Consider the following 15660-nt stretch of genomic DNA (forward strand, 5'->3'; position numbering starts at 1 on the left):
CCCGGCGGGTCCGTTCGCTCAGCCGGTGTTGCGCAGGCCCGCAGCCACACCGTTGACCGTCAGGAGCAGGGCCCGCGAGAGCAGCGGGTCGGGCGCCTGGCCGGCCGCGGCCTCGTCGCGCTGGCGCTTGAGGAGGGCGACCTGGAGGTAGGAGATCGGGTCCAGGTAGGCGTCGCGGATGGCGAAGGTCTGCTGGAGCACCGGGTGGGTGTCGAGCAGGGTCTCCCCGCCGGTGATGCGCAGCACCTCGCGCACGGTCAGCTCGTGTTCGGCCTCGATGACGTCGAACACGTGCTTGAGCTCGTCGGGTACGAGGGTGTCGACGTAGTGACGGGCGATCCGCAGGTCGGTCTTCGCGAGGGTCATCTCGACGTTCGAGAGGAAGTTCCGGAAGAAGTGCCACTGCTCGTGCATCTCGTCGAGCACGGTGTCCAGGCCGGCCTCGCGCAGTGCCTTGAGGCCGGAGCCGACGCCGAACCAGCCGGGCACGATCTGCCGGGACTGGGTCCAGCCGAAGACCCACGGGATGGCGCGCAGTCCGTCGAGCGAGACGCCCGAGCCGGGGCGGCGGGAGGGCCGCGAGCCCAGGTGCAGGTCGGCGAGCTGGTCGACCGGCGTGGAGGCGAGGAAGTACGTCGGCAGGTCGGGGTCCTCGACGAGCCTGCGGTAGGCGGAGTGGGCGGCGTCGGAGACGACGTCCATCGCCGCGTCCCAGCGGGCCAGCGCCTCGTCGGACTGGCGGGGCGCGGTGTGCAGGGCGGACGCCTGGAGCGTCGCGGCGACCGTCAGTTCGAGGTTCTCGCGGGCGAGCGAGGGGACCAGGTACTTGTCGGAGATGACCTCGCCCTGCTCGGTCACCTTGATCTCGCCCTCCAGGGTGCCCCAGGGCTGCGCGAGGATCGCGTCGTGCGAGGGGCCGCCGCCGCGGCCGACGGTGCCGCCGCGGCCGTGGAAGAGGCGCAGGCGTACGCCGTAGCGGTGGGCGACGTCGCGCAGTCGGCGCTGGGCGCGGTGGATCTCCCACTGCGAGGTGGTGATGCCGCCGAACTTGGAGGAGTCGGAGTAGCCGAGCATGACCTCCTGGACGTCCCCGCGCAGTGCCACCAGACGGCGGTACGAGGGGTCGGAGAGCATGTCCTCCAGGATGGTGTCCGCGGCCTTGAGCTCGTCGGTGGTCTCCAGGAGCGGCACGATGCCGATCTTCGCCCAGCCGGCGTGCAGGTCGAGCAGTCCGGCCTCGCGGGCCAGGACGGCGGCGGCGAAGACGTCGTCGGCGCCCTGGCACATCGAGATGATGTACGACTCGATGACCTCGGGCCCGAAGATCTTCAGGGCCTTCTTGACGGTCTCGAAGACGCCGAGGGTCTTCTGGCCGGCGGCGTCGAGCGGCGCGGGGGTCGGGGCGAGCGGGCGCCGGGAGCGCAGTTCCTTGGCGAGGAGCTTGGCGCGGTATTCGCGCGGCATGTCCACGTAGCGCCAGGACTCCTCGCCGAGCCGGTCGAAGAGCTGGCCGAGGGCGTGGTGGTGGGCGTCCGCGTGCTCGCGTACGTCCATGGTGGCGAGCTGGAGGCCGAACGCGGCGAGCGTGCGGATGGTGCGGTTCATCCGGCCGTCGGCGATCAGGCCGCCGCGGTGCTCGCGCAGCGAGGTCTGGACGAGGATGAGGTCGCGCAGGAGTTCGGCGGTGCCGAGGTAGTCGCGGCCGTCCTCGTGTGCGGTGCCCTTGGCCAGGCGCTGCTTGGTGTTCTCCAGCTTCTGCCGGATGCAGGTGGCCTTGAGGCGGTAGGGCTCCTCGGCGTTGAGGCGCTTGTAGCGGGGGCTGATCTCCGGCAGGCGCTCCAGGTCGCTCTGGAGGGACTCCAGGAGGTCCTCGGTCGCGCCGGTGTAGCGGATGGAGTTCGACAGGAAGCCGCGGAGTTCGTCGATGAGCACCAGGGCGTCGTTGATGCCGTGCTCGTGCTGGAGGATCAGGACGTCCCAGGTGACGTCGGGGGTGACGTTCGGGTTGCCGTCGCGGTCGCCGCCGATCCAGGTGCCGAAGGTGAGGGGGCGCGTGTCGTCCGGGAGGGCGACGCCGACGCGCTCGAGTTCGGCGGTGAGGTCCTCCAGGACGTCACCGACGGCGCCGGCGTGCAGCTCGTCCAGGTAGTAGATGGCGTTGCGGGCCTCGTCGGCGGGCTCGGGGCGCACGACGCGGAGCTCGTCCGTCTGCCACACCAGGTCGATGTTCTCGGCGAGGCGGGTGTCGTGGCGGCGGCGGTCGGCCTCGATGACCGGGGTCTCCAGGAGCGCGGCGATGCGCCGCAGCTTGTTGAGGACCGAGCGCCGGGCCGCCTCCGTGGGGTGGGCGGTGAACACCGGGCGGACGTTGAGGTTCTTGACCGTCTGGCGCAGGTGCTCGGGGTCGGCGTCCTTGAGCCGGTCGGCCGTCCGGGCGAGGAGGCCGCCCTCGGCGGCGCGCTTGGCGCGCAGCTCGCGTCCGCGGTGCACCTGCTCGGTGACGTTGGCGAGGTGGAAGTAGGTCGAGAAGGCGCGGACCAGCTTGGCGGCGGTCTCCAGCTCGGTGCCGCGCAGCAGGTCGGCGGCGGCCTCGCCGTCCTCACGGGTCAGGCGGCGGACCTTCTCGACCAGTTCCAGGAGCTCGGGGCCCTCCTGCCGTACGAGGGTCTCGCCGAGCAGGTCGCCCAGGCGGCGGATGTCGGCGCGCAGTTCGCTGCTGGTGGTCGTGGTCTGGTCGTCGGCACTGCTCACAGGTGCGGCTCCTTGCAGTGGTGAAGCTCGTCTGAAGAGTGGGGAATCTCGTCTGAAGCTCGTCTGGGAGGGAACCCGGGTGACGACCGCGCGCGGCGGGTGCCGCTTAAGGAGGTGGCATCCGGGAAGAAATCAGAACGGACCGCGCTGTCCGACCGATACCAAGGATAGGTGTCCCCTCGGACGCGCAGGCTCACGGGCTCTTGCCGCCGGGCTACGCGCTGACATACTTACGACGCCGTAGGTTACGGACCCGTAGGTATTCCCGTAGGACGACGGGAGGACCCTGGGTTCGCACCCGGACACCCTTCCCCGCCGCTCCTCACCCTCGAACCCCACAGGGGACGCCCATGACCACGAGTTCCGATGTGATCGACGACGCCCCGCGGGCGGACAACGACGACACCTCGCTCCCCGCCGCGACCCTCGGCGGTGAGAAGAAGGGGTCACTCGAACAGATCACCCTTCTCTTCTTCATCGCCGTTCCGTTCCTGGCGCTGCTTGCCGCGGTGCCGCTGGCCTGGGGATGGGGGCTGAGCTGGCTGGACGCGGGCCTGCTGGTCTTCTTCTACTACCTGGGCTGCCACGGCGTCACGATCGGTTACCACCGCTACTTCACGCATGGCTCCTTCAAGGCGAAGCAACCCCTGCGGATCGCGATCGCCATCGCGGGATCCATGGCGGTCGAGGGCCCGCTCGTGCGGTGGGTCGCCGACCACCGCAAGCACCACAAGTTCTCCGACGCCGAGGGTGACCCGCACTCGCCGTGGCGTTTCGGGGAAACGGTCCCTGCGCTGATGAAGGGCCTATGGTGGGCGCACATCGGATGGATGTTCGACGAGGAGCGGACCTCGCAGGAGAAGTACGCGCCGGATCTGGTCAAGGACCCGGTGATCCGGGCGATCTCGCGTCAGTTCCTCCTCTGGACGCTGCTCTCGCTGGCCCTGCCGGCCCTGATCGGCGGTCTGGTGACGATGTCCTGGTGGGGCGCGTTCACCGGGTTCTTCTGGGGGTCTCTCGTCCGGGTGGCCCTGCTGCACCATGTGACCTGGTCGATCAACTCGATCTGTCACGCGGTCGGCAAGCGCCCGTTCAAGTCGCGTGACCGTTCGGGCAACGTGTGGTGGCTGGCGGTGCTCTCGTGCGGCGAGTCCTGGCACAACCTCCACCACTCGGACCCGACGTCCGCCCGCCACGGCGTGGACCGCGGCCAGCTCGACTCGTCGGCGCGGATCATCCGCTGGTGCGAGCAGCTCGGATGGGCCCATGACGTGCGCTGGCCGTCACGCTCGCGTATCGATTCCCGCCGCAGCGACGACGGGAACAGCTCCCGACGCAAGACGGAAACCGCTGAAGCGGCATGATTGACGGCGTGGCGACCGACTCCAGCAGCACCCCGAGCAGCAACGACAAGCCGCGGCGCGCGCGTCGCACTCGTATGACCGGCGCCGAGCGCCGTCAGCAGCTGCTGGAGATCGGCCGCACCCTGTTCGCGGCCAAGGGGTTCGAGGGCACGTCGGTGGAGGAGATCGCGGCCAAGGCCGGTGTCTCCAAGCCGGTGGTCTACGAGCACTTCGGCGGCAAGGAGGGCCTGTACGCGGTGGTGGTGGACCGTGAGATGCGGCGGCTGCTGGACATGGTGACCGGTTCGCTGACTGCGGGCCATCCGCGCGAGCTGTGCGAGCAGGCGGCGTTCGCCCTTCTGGACTACATCGAGGAGTACACGGACGGTTTCCGCATCCTGGTCCGTGACTCCCCCATCCCGCAGTCGACGGGTTCGTTCGCGTCGTTGATCTCGGACATCGCCACCCAGGTGGAGGACATCCTGGGCCGTGAGTTCAAGAGCCGCGGCTTCGACTCGAAGCTGGCGCCGCTGTACGCCCAGGCCCTGGTCGGCATGGTCGCGCTGACGGGCCAGTGGTGGCTGGACGTCCGCAAGCCGCGCAAGGCGGAGGTGGCCGCGCATCTGGTGAATCTGGCGTGGCACGGCCTGGACGGGCTGGAGCCGAAGCCGCGGCTGATAGGGCATCGCAAGGCCTGAGACGGGGCCGGGCCGAGTGCGCTCCCGGTTCAGTCGCGGGCCGGGAGCGGCTCCAGGAATTCGGGGCGGTCGCCGACGGGGTCCTCGGAGCCCTGTGGGGCGGCGAGCTGGACATGGCCGGGCGCGGTGAGCATCAGGCCTCCTTCCGGGCCACGGCGAAGAGCCGGCGAAACGGCAGGACCGTGCCGTAGGGCCGGGCGGGGTAGGCCTCGCGCAGCAGGTCCCGGTAGGCGGCGAGGAAGCCGTCCGTGGCCTCGGGGTCGTCCGCGAGGGCGGTCAGCACGGGCCGCAGCGCGGTCCCCTTCGCCCAGTCGAGCACGGGGTCGGGACCGGTCAGCAGTTGCATGTACGTGGTCTCCCAGACGTCCGTCCGGCAGCCCGCGCTCTCCAGCCGGTCCAGGTAGACGAGCGGGTCGTGGACCGAGTCCGCGGGGCGCGGGGAGTCGCCGAGCAGGCCTTTCCAGCGCGGGGAGGCGGCCAGTTCGCGCAGGAGGACGTGCAGCGGGGCGTCGGTGTTGTTGGGGACCTGGAAGGCGAAGGTGCCGCCGGGCGCGAGCGCGTCGAGCCAGCCGGGGAGCGACTCCAGGTGTCCCGGCACCCAGTGGAGCGCGGCGTTCGAGGTGATCAGGTCGTACGTCCCGGCGGGCGTCCAGTCGGTGAGGTCGGCGTGGGCGAAGTCGAGCCGCCCGCCGCCGGCCGTGGGGCCCGCGTACTCCTCGGACCGGGCCAGCATGTCGGCGGAGTTGTCGTAGCCGGTGATGCGGGCGGTGGGCCAGCGGGCGGCGAGCTGGACGGTGACGTTGCCGGGGCCGCAGCCGAGGTCGGCGATGCGGGCGGGATCGGCCGGAAGCTCGGGAACCTGGGCGAGGAGGTCGGCGAAGGGGCGGGCCCGGTGCCGGGAGTGGCGCAGGTACTGACCCGGGTCCCAGGTGGGGGTGACAGCCATGGGTGGCCTCCTCGAAGTCGCGCTGAGGTCGTGGACCGCTGAAGGAGCGGCGGTGACCGGACCGTTCGGGTCTCCAGCCTCACAGGAAAACTATCTCGACGTCAAGAGACTCGTCATCGAGAAACTCCATATCAAGAGACTTCATGTCGACACAACCACTACACTGATCGTCATGGAGGACGAGGTCGATCGGCTGGTCGCTGCGTGGCGCCGTGAGCGCCCTGACCTCGACGTGGAACCGCTCGAGGTGCTCAGCCGCGTGAGCAGGCTGGCCCGGCATCTGGACCGTGCGCGCCGGCTCGCTTTCGCCGAGCACAGCCTGGAGCCCTGGGAGTTCGACGTCCTGACGGCGCTGCGGCGCGCGGGATCCCCGTATCAGCTCTCCCCCGGCCAGCTGCTGACGCAGACACTCGTCACCTCCGGCACGATGACGAACCGCATCGACCGTCTGACCAAGAAGGGTCTGGTCGAACGCCTCCCGGACCCGAGCGACCGCAGGGGCGTGCTCGTACGCCTCACGGACGAGGGATGCGACCGCGCCGACCAGGCGCTGGCCGGTCTGCTCGACCAGGAGCGGGCGATCCTCGCCGAGCTGAGCCGGGCACAGCGCGGTGAACTGGCCGGGCTGCTACGCCAGTTGACCGCCCCGTTCGACAACATCCCCGGTTAGGTCGACGGGTCCGACTCCCGCGCGCCGGGCCAGGGCCACGGCGGCGAGGGTGGAGTGCACACCGAGCTTCCCGAGGACGTTCTGCATATGGGTGCGGACGGTGTGCGGCGACAGGAACAGCCGCTCCGCCACCGCCTTGCGCCCGAGCCCGGCGACCATGCACCGCAGCACCTCGCGCTCACGGGGCGTCAGCGACTCGACGAGCCGCTCGCTCTCGGTGCGGTGCTTGCGCGCGGCGGTCAGCTCCCGCAGCACCCCGGTGAGCAGGGCGGGCGGCAGATGGGTCTCGTCGCGCAGCACACCCCGTATGACCGTGAGCAGCCGCGACAGCGAGCAGTCCTTGGCGACCCATCCCGAGGCCCCGGCCTGGAGGGCGAGCGCGGCCCGGCGCGGGTCGTCCTTCTCGGCCAGCACGACGGTCCGTACGCCCGGCTGCCCGGAGCGCACGCCGGCGACCAGCGATATGCCGTCGACCAGGCCGTCCTCGTTGCTCTCCTGGACGGGCACCGCCGGACGCATGCCGGGCAGATTGCCGCCCAGGTCGGCGTCGACGAGCAGCACGTCGAAGCGGCGGCCCTCGGCCGCCGCGCGCTCGAGGCAGCGCAGCGCGGCCGGACCGCTGCCGGCCGCGGACACGTCGACATCGGGCTCGGCCGCGAGCGCGGCGGCGAGCGACTCGGCGAAGATGCGATGGTCGTCGACGACCAGTACTCGGATGCGAACCACAGAAACCCCCACTGTCGGGGGACGATCCGTACGGGTACGGCGCCCGAGGTGATCCCGGGCCCGCTTGCGACCCGGAAAACGAGGTGCCTCCGCCGCACGGCCGCCGCCGTGCTGGAAGTGCTACCCCCACTTCGGGCGTCGTACCCGACTGTCTCGCCCCCTGATCAGCACCGGCCCCCACCGGCACTGTTCATCAGAGTACGGCCGGGGGCGAGGAGCGGAAGGTGATTTGCAGAACTGGTTGGCCAGCGCGTTTATGGTGAGCCGTATGTTTCGTATCGAGACAGGAGACGACAAGGAGCGTCGGGATCTGCTCCGCAGACGGCTGCTGGACACGAACACGGCGGCCTCCCCGGTGCTGCGCGCGCTGCGCGGAACCCCAGGCGAACGTGAATCTCCGCTTCACGTCTGGGCCTTGGACGAGGACGGCGCCCTGGCCGGCGGTCTGGCGGGCCACACCTGGACGACCTGGCTGCACGTGACGTACCTGTGGGTCGACGACCGCACCCGGGGCACGGGCCTGGGCAGCCGGCTCCTGGCGGAGGCCGAGCGCGTCGCACGCGAGGAACGGGGCTGCCACGCCGCCCGCCTGGAGACCTGGGACTTCCAGGCCCCGGACTTCTACCGGAAACAGGGGTACGAGGTGGTGTGCGTGATCCCCGACTACCCGCCGGGGATCACGGAGTACACCCTGACGAAGCGCTGGAAATCCGACTGAGCCCCCAGCCCCTGCGGCGCCCGGGAAAATTTCAGCCCCTCCGGCGCAAGTCCCAGCCCATCCGGCGTCTGGAAATTCAGCCCCTGCGGCGCACCTTCCAGCCCCTCCGGCGTTTGAGGAGCGGGGGGTTCGGGGGGGCGGAGCCCCCTGAGCACGGGACGGGCAGGGGCGGAGGGGGCGAAACAAGCCCGGGTCAGCCGATACGGCGGGCCCCCGCCGAAGGGACCGCCGGGAACACCCGGGGCGCGGTGAAGCCCGCCGCGGCGAACGCCTCCGTCACCGCCTTGGTGACACTGTCCACGTCGGCAGACTCCACCAGCACGACAGCGGACCCCCCGAACCCGCCCCCCGTCATCCGCGCACCAAGCGCCCCCGCGGCGTTGGCCGCCGAAACCGCGAGGTCCAGCTCGGGACACGAGATCCGCAGATCGTCGCGGAGCGAGGCGTGACCGTCCGTCAGGACCGGCCCGATCGCGCGGACGTCACCCGCGTCCAGCAGGGAGATGACCCGGTCCACCCGGTGGTCGTCGGAGACGACGTGCCGGACGTAGCGGCGCACGCGCTCGTCGGAGAGCCGGGCGAGGGCCGTGTCGAGGTCCTCGTACGCGACATCGCGCAGATGGGACACGCCCAGCAGGCGTGCCCCCTCCTCACAGCCCGCGCGCCGCTCCGCGTACGCCCCGTCGCCGAGCGCGTGCTTCACCCGGGTGTCGACGACGAGGAGTTCGAGGCCCTGGGAGGCGAGGTCGAAGGGGACCTGGCGGATGGACAGGTCGCGGCAGTCGAGGTGCAGGGCGTGGCCCTCGGTGCAGCACGCCGACGCCGTCTGGTCCATGACACCGCAGGGCACGCCGACGAAGTCGTTCTCGGCGCGCTGGGCGAGCCGTGCCAGCTCGGGCCGGGTGAGCCCGAGCCGGTACAGCTCGTCGAGGGCGAGGGCGGTGACGACCTCCAGGGCCGCCGAGGAGGACAGCCCGGCGCCGGTGGGGACCGTGGAGGCCAGATGGATGTCCGCGCCGCCGACGGCGTGGCCCGCCTCGCGCAGCGCCCACACCACACCCGCCGGATAGGCGGCCCAGCCGCTGTCCGACCGGGGCGTCAGTTCGTCGACGCGCAGTTCGACGACCGGGCCGTCGATGTCCGCCGAGTGCAGCCGCAGCACCCCGTCGGACCGGCGGGACACCGCCGCGACCGCCGTGTGCGGCAGCGCGAGCGGCATCACGAACCCCTCGTTGAAGTCCGTGTACTCGCCGATCAGGTTGACCCGGCCGGGCGCCGCCCAGACGCCCTCGGGCGCGGCGCCGTACAGCTCCTCGAAGCCCTCACGTACCCCCACCTGCTCCACCCGCTATCCCTTCGCTGTGTTCTGTGCGAACTCCCACGCGTCCGCGACGATGCCCGCGAGATCCGCGCGGGACGGGTTCCAGCCGAGCCGCTCCCGGGCGGTCTCGGCCGAGGCGACCAGGACCGCCGGGTCACCGCCGCGGCGCGGGGCCACGGCCTCGGGGATCGGGTGCCCGGTCACCTGACGCACGGTTTCGATGACCTCGCGGACGGAGAAGCCGTTGCCGTTGCCGAGGTTGCAGATCAGGTGCTCGCCGGGGGCCGCGGCCTTGAGGGCCAGCAGGTGCGCCTCGGCGAGGTCGGCGACATGGATGTAGTCGCGGATGCAGGTGCCGTCCGGCGTCGGGTAGTCGTCGCCGAAGACGGAGATCGCGTCGCGGCGGCCCTGCGCGACCTGGAGGACCAGCGGGATGAGGTGCGACTCGGGGTCGTGCCGCTCGCCGCTCTCGCCGTAGGCACCGGCCACGTTGAAGTAGCGCAGGGAGACGGCGCCGAGTCCGTGGGCCGCCGCCTCGCCGGTGATCATGTGGTCGACGGCGAGCTTGGAGGCGCCGTAGGGGTTGGTGGGCCGGGTCGGCGCGGACTCCACGATCGGGGTGGTCTCGGGCTCGCCGTACGTCGCGGCGGTGGAGGAGAAGACCAGCGTGCGCACGCCGGCTTCGCGCATCGCGGCGAGCAGCGCCATGGTGCCGCCGACGTTGTTGTCCCAGTACTTCTCGGGCTTCACCACGGACTCGCCGACCTGCGAGAACGCGGCGAAGTGCAGGACGGCGCCGTACGAGGAGTCCAGCCACTTGGCGGCATCGCGGATGTCGCCCTCGATGAACGCGGCACCGGCGGGCACGCCTTCGCGGAAGCCCGTCGAGAGGTTGTCGAGGACGGTGACCTCGTGGCCCGCCTCGAGCAGGTGGCGCGCGACCACGCTGCCCACATAGCCCGCTCCACCCGTGACCAGATACTTCCCACTCATGTACTCGCTACCTCTCGCAGTCGCTGAGCCGCGGTCTCCGGCGGCACGTCGTTGATGAACACGTTCATGCCGGACTCGGAACCCGCGAGAAACTTCAGCTTGCCGGAAGTGCGGCGAATGGTGAAAAGCTCGAGGTGGAGCGCGAAGTCGTCCCGGTTGACGCCTTCGAACTCCTCCAGCGGGCCGAAGGGAGCCTGGTGCCACGCCGAGATGTACGGCGTCTGCGCCTCGCCCGCCCCTTTCGCCCCTTCCTTCCCACCGTCCGGTCCGTCGAAGATCCGGTCGAAGCGCCTCAAGAGTTCCAGATAGACCTGGGGGAATTCTGTGCGCGCGTCCTCGTCGAGGCCGAGCAGGTCGGGCACGCGGCGGCGCGGGTAGAGGTGGACCTCGTACGGCCAGTGGGCGGCGTACGGGACGAAGGCGACCCAGTGGTCACTCGACAGGACGACCCGTGAACCGTCCGCCAGCTCGCGCGCGACGACCTCGTCGAACAGATTCTCCCCGCCGGTCGCCTCCTTGTGCGCGGCGAGCGAGCGCAGCATCAGCGCGGTACGAGGGGTGGTGAAGGGGTAGCCGTAGATCTGCCCGTGCGGGTGACCGAGTGTCACGCCGATCTCGGCGCCGCGGTTCTCGAAGCAGAAGACCTGTTGGACGGAGGGCAGATGGGACAGTTCGGCGGTGCGGTCCGTCCAGGCCTCCAGGACGAGGGCCGCCTGCGCCTCCGTCAGATCCGCGAAGGAGGCGTCGTGGTCGGAGGTGAAGCAGACGACCTCGCAGCGGCCGGAGTCCCCCGCCAGCGAGGGGAAGCGGTTCTCGAACACCACGACGTCGTACGAGGAGTCGGGGATCTCGCTCAGCCGGTCGCCCGAGGACGGGCACAGCGGGCACTCGTTCGCCGGGGGGTGGTAGATGCGCCCCTGGCGGTGCGAGGCGATCGCCACCGAGTCGCCGAGCAGCGGGTCGCGGCGCACCTCCGAGGTGGTGACGGTCGGGTCGAGCGGGCGCCGGTCCACCGCGTCGCGCACCTGGTCGTCGCCCGCGTCGTAGTAGATGAGCTCACGACCGTCGGCGAGCCGGGTCGAGGTCTTCTTCACAGTCGGACTCCCCATCAGCACCCGATCAAACCTTCAAACATAACCGAACACAACAAACCACAAGCCACCACCACAGTCAACGTCACAATCAAACAAAGGACACCACCCGAAGGGCGCATCCGTTGAATGCGGAGGCATAAGTTCCGGTCCGATAGGTTCATGCGACGAAGCGAGTTCTGATGCAGTCCCCCACACATCCGCCCCAACCGGGCATCCTGCTCGCCGCCGAGCTGCGTCTCCCCACGAACGCACTCGACTACACAATCCTCGGCATCTACTTCGTGGTCGTCCTCGGCATCGGGTTCGCGGCCCGCCGCTCGGTGAGGACGAGCCTCGACTTCTTCCTGTCCGGGCGCTCGCTGCCCGCGTGGATCACCGGCCTGGCCTTCATCTCGGCCAACCTGGGCGCCACCGAGATCCTCGGCATGGCCGCCAACAGCGCCCAGTACGGCGTCTACACCGTGCACTGGTACTGGATCGGCGCCATCCCGGCGATGGTCTTCCTGGGCCTGGTGATGATGCCGTTCTACTACGGCTCCAAGGTCCGCTCGGTGCCCGAGTTCCTGCTGCTGCGCTTCGACAAATGGGCGCATCTGCTGAGTTCGGTCCTGTTCGCCTTCGCCGCGGTCCTGATCGCGGGCGTCAACCTCTACTCGCTCGCGATCGTGGTCGAGGCACTGCTCGGCTGGCCGCAGTGGGTGGCGATCGTGGTCGCCGGGTTCTTCGTCCTCGCCTACATCACCCTGGGCGGTCTCTCCTCCGCGATCTACAACGAGGTGCTCCAGTTCTTCGTGATCCTCGCGGCACTGATCCCGATCACCGTGCTCGGCCTGAACCGGGTGGGCGGCTGGGGCGGTCTGACGGACTCCCTCGACAAGACCCACGGCGCCGACTTCACGACGGCCTGGGGCGGCACGGGCATCGGCAGCGCCAACCCGCTCGGCGCCAACTGGCTGACGATCGTGCTCGGTCTCGGCTTCGTGCTGTCCTTCGGCTACTGGACGACGAACTTCGCCGAGGTGCAGCGCGCTCTGTCGGCGAAGAACCTCTCCGCGGCCCAGCGCACCCCGCTGATCGCCGCCTACCCGAAGATCTTCATCGTCTTCCTGGTGATGATCCCGGGTCTGGTGGCGGCCGTCCTCGTCCCGAAGATCGGCACGAGCGGTTCGGATCTCCAGTACAACGACGCGATCCCGTATCTGATGCAGGAGCTGCTGCCCAACGGTGTCCTCGGCATCGCGGTGACCGGTCTGCTGGCCGCGTTCATGGCGGGCATGGCGGCCAACGTCTCGTCCTTCAACACGGTGTTCACCGCGGACATCTGGGCAAGGTACGTGGTGAAGGACCGTGAGGACTCCTACTACGTCCGCTTCGGCCGTCTCATCACGGTGATCGGTGTCCTGGCGTCGATCGGAACGGCCTTCCTGGCCTCGTCCTTCTCCAACATCATGAGCTACCTCCAGACGCTGTTCTCCTTCTTCAACGTGCCGATGTTCGCGGTGTTCATCGTCGGCATGTTCTGGAAGCGGGCGTCGGTGAAGTCGGGCTTCTGGGGCCTGCTGGCCGGCACGACGGCAGCGATGGTGAACTACTTCGTCCTCTACAAGCAGGACGTCATCGGCTTCCCCTCCGACCAGGGCGCCAACTTCGTCTCCGCGATCGTCGCCTTCGTGGCCGGTGGCGTGGTGATGGTGGGGGTCTCGCTCTTCACCGCCCCGAAGCCGGCGGAGGAACTGCAGGGCCTGGTCTACGGCACGGTGTCCCCCGGCATGGCAGAGCCGCCGGCCCCCGGCGACGACGCCTGGTACCGCAGGCCCGCCCTGCTGGGCTGGGGCGCGCTGATCCTGGCGGCCGCCTGCTACATCCCGTTCTCGTTCTGATCCCGTTCCGACGAGTCCTGGCCCACTCCGACGAGGGAGAATAGAGAAACCATGTCCGACTATTCGGAAAGCGACGCGCAGCGCGAGGTCTCGGACCTCGAGAAGAAGTCCGCGACCGCGGCTCGCCTGTTCGACATCCGTCGCATCATCGGCGGCCTGTTCGTGGTCTACGGCGTCATCGTCACCATCGCCGGCATCACGGCCTCCGACGCCGACCTCGACAAGGCCGACGGCATCAACATCAACCTCTGGACCGGCCTGGGCATGCTCGCCCTGGGCCTGTTCTTCCTGGCCTGGCTGTGGCTACGGCCGCTGCCGGTGACGGAGCCACCGGCCGAGGAACAGTCTCCGCCGACGGCGGAGTAACACCCGTACCCGGGGCCGGGGTTCCTCATGGGACTCCGGCCCTTGGCGGCTACTGGGGCTACTCGGGCTCGGGCTGCTCGGGGGTGAACAGGTCGGCCGGGTCGTTCACGTGGACGGCCCGCTCCGACCAGGTCTTGAGCTGCTCCAGATCGGAGCACGCCCGTACGCGAAGCCGGACGGAGCCGGACACCTCGATGCCACGCAACTCCAGGATCCTCAGGATCATCTCGATGCGATCCTCGATGCGCCCTTCGTCCCTCAGCTGATCAGCGACCGGATTCTGGAAGAAGTAGTTCACCGGAGCCATCAGGTCCCTCCAAATCTCCTTCGCCTGGGAATCCGCCAGACGCCGACGTGATCAACGAGCTAGGCGGCAGCGAGGTCGCACCACACGTACTTGCCGATGCCGCCGCCCTGGCGCAGCGGATGCCAGCCCCAGTCGTCGGCGCAGGCCCGGACGAGGAACAGACCCCGGCCCGCCTCCTCCGCTTCGGCCGCGACCGGCAGGTCGTACGGCGGCGGCACCGGGCTCGCGTCCCAGGCGCCGATCCGCAGCACCCCGTCCCGCCAGTGCAGCCGCAGGGCAGCCGGACCCTGCGTATGCCGTACGGCGTTGGAGACCAGCTCCGCCGCCATCAGCTCGGCGACGTCCACGAGGCGGATCAGCCCGTGCAGGGTAAGGATCAGGCGGACGGTGCGGCGGCAGACGGTCACCGCCCGGTCGTCCTGCGGGATGCGCAGGGTGTAGTTCCAGGACTCGGATGCGGGCATGCGTGAACTCCGGTTCAGGTGTGGGGAGTCGAGAGTTCGCTGAGGGCGCGGGCGGTGGCAGTGTCACAGCCGCCGTGGCAGGACGGAGTGGTGCGCTTCCGGGTCCCCGGGGTTCCGCAGCGTGTGCGTCGCGTCACCGACGGTATGGGTAAAATTTGGGCCTGCGCAAGCCGCTGCCGTAATCTTCCCCTCGAAGGAGTCACGGCCCCCAGGCAGTTGGGGCGAGGGAGGAAGTCATGCCGCGCAGACGGCAGCCAACCGCACGCCAGGAGCGCCTGGGCATCGAGCTGCGGAAACTGCGTGAGACCGCAGGACTCAAGGCACGTGAGGCTGCCGCGCTGGTCGGATCCGACTCCGCCCAGATCAGCCAGATGGAGTCCGGCATCGCGGGCGTGAGCGAAGAGCGGGTGCGCAGTCTCGCCGCTCACTACTCCTGTACGGACGAGGAGTTGGTCGAGGCCCTGGTCGCGATGGCGACCGACCGGACGCGTGGCTGGTGGGAGGAGTACCGAGGGCTGCTGCCCGCGCCGTTCCTGGACCTGGCCGAGCTGGAGCACCACGCCACCTACCGGCTCGATGTGGAGTTCCTGCACGTCCCCGGCCTCTTCCAGACGGAGGACTACGCGCGCGCCGTCTTCTCGCACCGAGTACCCCGACTGCCGGACAACGAGCTGGAGTTGCGGGTCCGCCATCGGATGGAACGCAAGGCGGTCGTCGCTGAATCCGCTGTCGCCTTCAAGGCCGTGATCCACGAGGCGGCCCTGCGCATCAGAGTCGGCGATCGGGCTGCCGCCCGGACTCAGCTCACACGCATTCTGGAGCTCTCCGAAGCGGACCACGTCACGGTGCGCGTCATCCCCTTCGACCTCGACAGCTTCGCCGGAGCCACGAACGCGATGATGTATGTGGGCGGTGCCGTGCCCAAGCTGGACACCGCGGTACGCGACGCACCTCACGGAGTGGGTTTCATCGACTCCGCGCCCCAACTGGGCACCTTTCGAACGCTCTTCCATATGGTGGAGGCTGTATCGCTCGAACCCATTCGTTCGCGCGACTTCATCCACAGGCTGGCCAAGGAGCTATGAGACGCTCTATGAACACCCCCCTCAACTGGCAGAAGTCGTCCTTCTCCGGAAGCGGCGACGGCAACAACTGCCTCGAACTTGCCACCATCCCCGCCGACTGGCAGAAGTCCTCCTTCTCCGGCGGCGGTGAAGGCAACGACTGCGTCGAAATCGCCACCACCCCCGGCTCCGTGCACCTTCGTGAGAGCGACAGCCCCGCCCTCCGTCTCTCGACCACCGCCGGTGCCGTCGCCCACTTGCTGCGCCGGATAAAGACCGGGTTCCACGAGGGCACACCCGCGTGATCGACTTCGCGCCG

The 15660-nt window shown here is 69.6% G+C and carries 16 protein-coding genes; 8 read left to right on the forward strand and 8 right to left on the reverse strand.

The features are described 5' to 3' along the window. Nucleotides 1-18: 18 nt before the first annotated feature. Nucleotides 19-2751 (reverse strand): phosphoenolpyruvate carboxylase, encoded by a 2733-nt coding sequence (gene ppc / locus OG485_RS19135; RefSeq protein WP_328669544.1) that lies wholly within the window; start codon nt 2749-2751, stop codon nt 19-21. A 350-nt stretch (nt 2752-3101) separates the two neighbouring features. Here ppc and OG485_RS19140 point away from each other — a divergent pair, with 350 nt between their 5' ends. Then, a complete protein-coding gene (locus OG485_RS19140; protein ID WP_328669545.1) occupies nt 3102-4115 on the forward strand; it encodes an acyl-CoA desaturase in 1014 nt (337 codons plus the stop codon). Further along, entirely contained in the window at nt 4112-4792 is a 681-nt protein-coding gene (locus tag OG485_RS19145) for a TetR/AcrR family transcriptional regulator (RefSeq protein ID WP_326787291.1), read from the forward strand. Before OG485_RS19140 ends, OG485_RS19145 begins: the two co-directional genes overlap by 4 nt. A 133-nt stretch (nt 4793-4925) precedes the next feature. On the opposite strand, the gene OG485_RS19150 is transcribed toward OG485_RS19145, so the two are convergent. Continuing rightward, a complete protein-coding gene (locus OG485_RS19150) occupies nt 4926-5738 on the reverse strand; it encodes a trans-aconitate 2-methyltransferase (protein ID WP_328669546.1) in 813 nt (270 codons plus the stop codon). Between the two features lie 172 nt (nt 5739-5910). Here OG485_RS19150 and OG485_RS19155 point away from each other — a divergent pair, with 172 nt between their 5' ends. Next, complete coding sequence (locus OG485_RS19155) at nt 5911-6408, forward strand: MarR family winged helix-turn-helix transcriptional regulator (RefSeq protein ID WP_261703948.1); 498 nt, start codon at nt 5911-5913, stop codon at nt 6406-6408. Here the strand turns inward: OG485_RS19155 and OG485_RS19160 are convergent. Then, the gene (locus OG485_RS19160; protein ID WP_326787288.1) at nt 6367-7134 is read right to left on the reverse strand and encodes a response regulator transcription factor; all 768 of its coding nucleotides are present in this window, start codon (nt 7132-7134) and stop codon (nt 6367-6369) included. The genes OG485_RS19155 and OG485_RS19160 overlap by 42 nt on opposite strands. A gap of 256 nt (nt 7135-7390) precedes the next feature. Here OG485_RS19160 and OG485_RS19165 point away from each other — a divergent pair, with 256 nt between their 5' ends. Beyond that, the gene (locus OG485_RS19165; protein WP_328674557.1) at nt 7391-7852 is read left to right on the forward strand and encodes a GNAT family N-acetyltransferase; all 462 of its coding nucleotides are present in this window, start codon (nt 7391-7393) and stop codon (nt 7850-7852) included. A 193-nt stretch (nt 7853-8045) separates the two neighbouring features. Here OG485_RS19165 and galK read toward each other — a convergent pair whose 3' ends face one another. From galK to galT, 3 genes are read right to left on the reverse strand one after another with little or no spacing between them, the layout of a single operon-like run. Further along, on the reverse strand, nt 8046-9188 hold the full coding sequence (gene galK / locus OG485_RS19170) for a galactokinase (RefSeq protein ID WP_328674559.1): 1143 nt from the start codon (nt 9186-9188) through the stop codon (nt 8046-8048). Between the two features lie 12 nt (nt 9189-9200). Then, nucleotides 9201-10166: a UDP-glucose 4-epimerase GalE gene (galE, locus tag OG485_RS19175; protein WP_328669547.1), complete on the reverse strand. Its 966-nt coding sequence runs from the start codon at nt 10164-10166 to the stop codon at nt 9201-9203. Then, nucleotides 10163-11260: a galactose-1-phosphate uridylyltransferase gene (gene galT, locus OG485_RS19180; RefSeq protein ID WP_328669548.1), complete on the reverse strand. Its 1098-nt coding sequence runs from the start codon at nt 11258-11260 to the stop codon at nt 10163-10165. Before galT ends, galE begins: the two co-directional genes overlap by 4 nt. A gap of 179 nt (nt 11261-11439) precedes the next feature. Here galT and OG485_RS19185 point away from each other — a divergent pair, with 179 nt between their 5' ends. Then, nucleotides 11440-13140: a sodium:solute symporter family protein gene (locus OG485_RS19185; RefSeq protein ID WP_328669549.1), complete on the forward strand. Its 1701-nt coding sequence runs from the start codon at nt 11440-11442 to the stop codon at nt 13138-13140. Between the two features lie 51 nt (nt 13141-13191). Beyond that, complete coding sequence (locus OG485_RS19190; protein WP_328669550.1) at nt 13192-13506, forward strand: hypothetical protein; 315 nt, start codon at nt 13192-13194, stop codon at nt 13504-13506. Nucleotides 13507-13564: 58 nt separating this feature from the next. Here OG485_RS19190 and OG485_RS19195 read toward each other — a convergent pair whose 3' ends face one another. Both OG485_RS19195 and OG485_RS19200 read right to left on the reverse strand, forming a co-directional pair. After that, a complete protein-coding gene (locus tag OG485_RS19195) occupies nt 13565-13813 on the reverse strand; it encodes a hypothetical protein (RefSeq protein ID WP_328669551.1) in 249 nt (82 codons plus the stop codon). Nucleotides 13814-13872: 59 nt separating this feature from the next. Beyond that, nucleotides 13873-14277: an ATP-binding protein gene (locus tag OG485_RS19200; protein WP_328669552.1), complete on the reverse strand. Its 405-nt coding sequence runs from the start codon at nt 14275-14277 to the stop codon at nt 13873-13875. Between the two features lie 236 nt (nt 14278-14513). Between OG485_RS19200 and OG485_RS19205 the strand changes: the two genes are divergently transcribed. After that, nucleotides 14514-15362, forward strand: a complete 849-nt coding sequence (locus OG485_RS19205; RefSeq protein WP_328669553.1) for a helix-turn-helix domain-containing protein — start codon at nt 14514-14516, stop codon at nt 15360-15362. 8 nt (nt 15363-15370) lie between these two features. After that, nucleotides 15371-15646: a DUF397 domain-containing protein gene (locus tag OG485_RS19210; protein ID WP_328669554.1), complete on the forward strand. Its 276-nt coding sequence runs from the start codon at nt 15371-15373 to the stop codon at nt 15644-15646. The last annotated feature ends 14 nt before the right edge of the window (nt 15647-15660 follow it).

Source organism: Streptomyces sp. NBC_00328 (assembly GCF_036139655.1).
Taxonomy (GTDB): Bacteria; Actinomycetota; Actinomycetes; order Streptomycetales; family Streptomycetaceae; genus Streptomyces.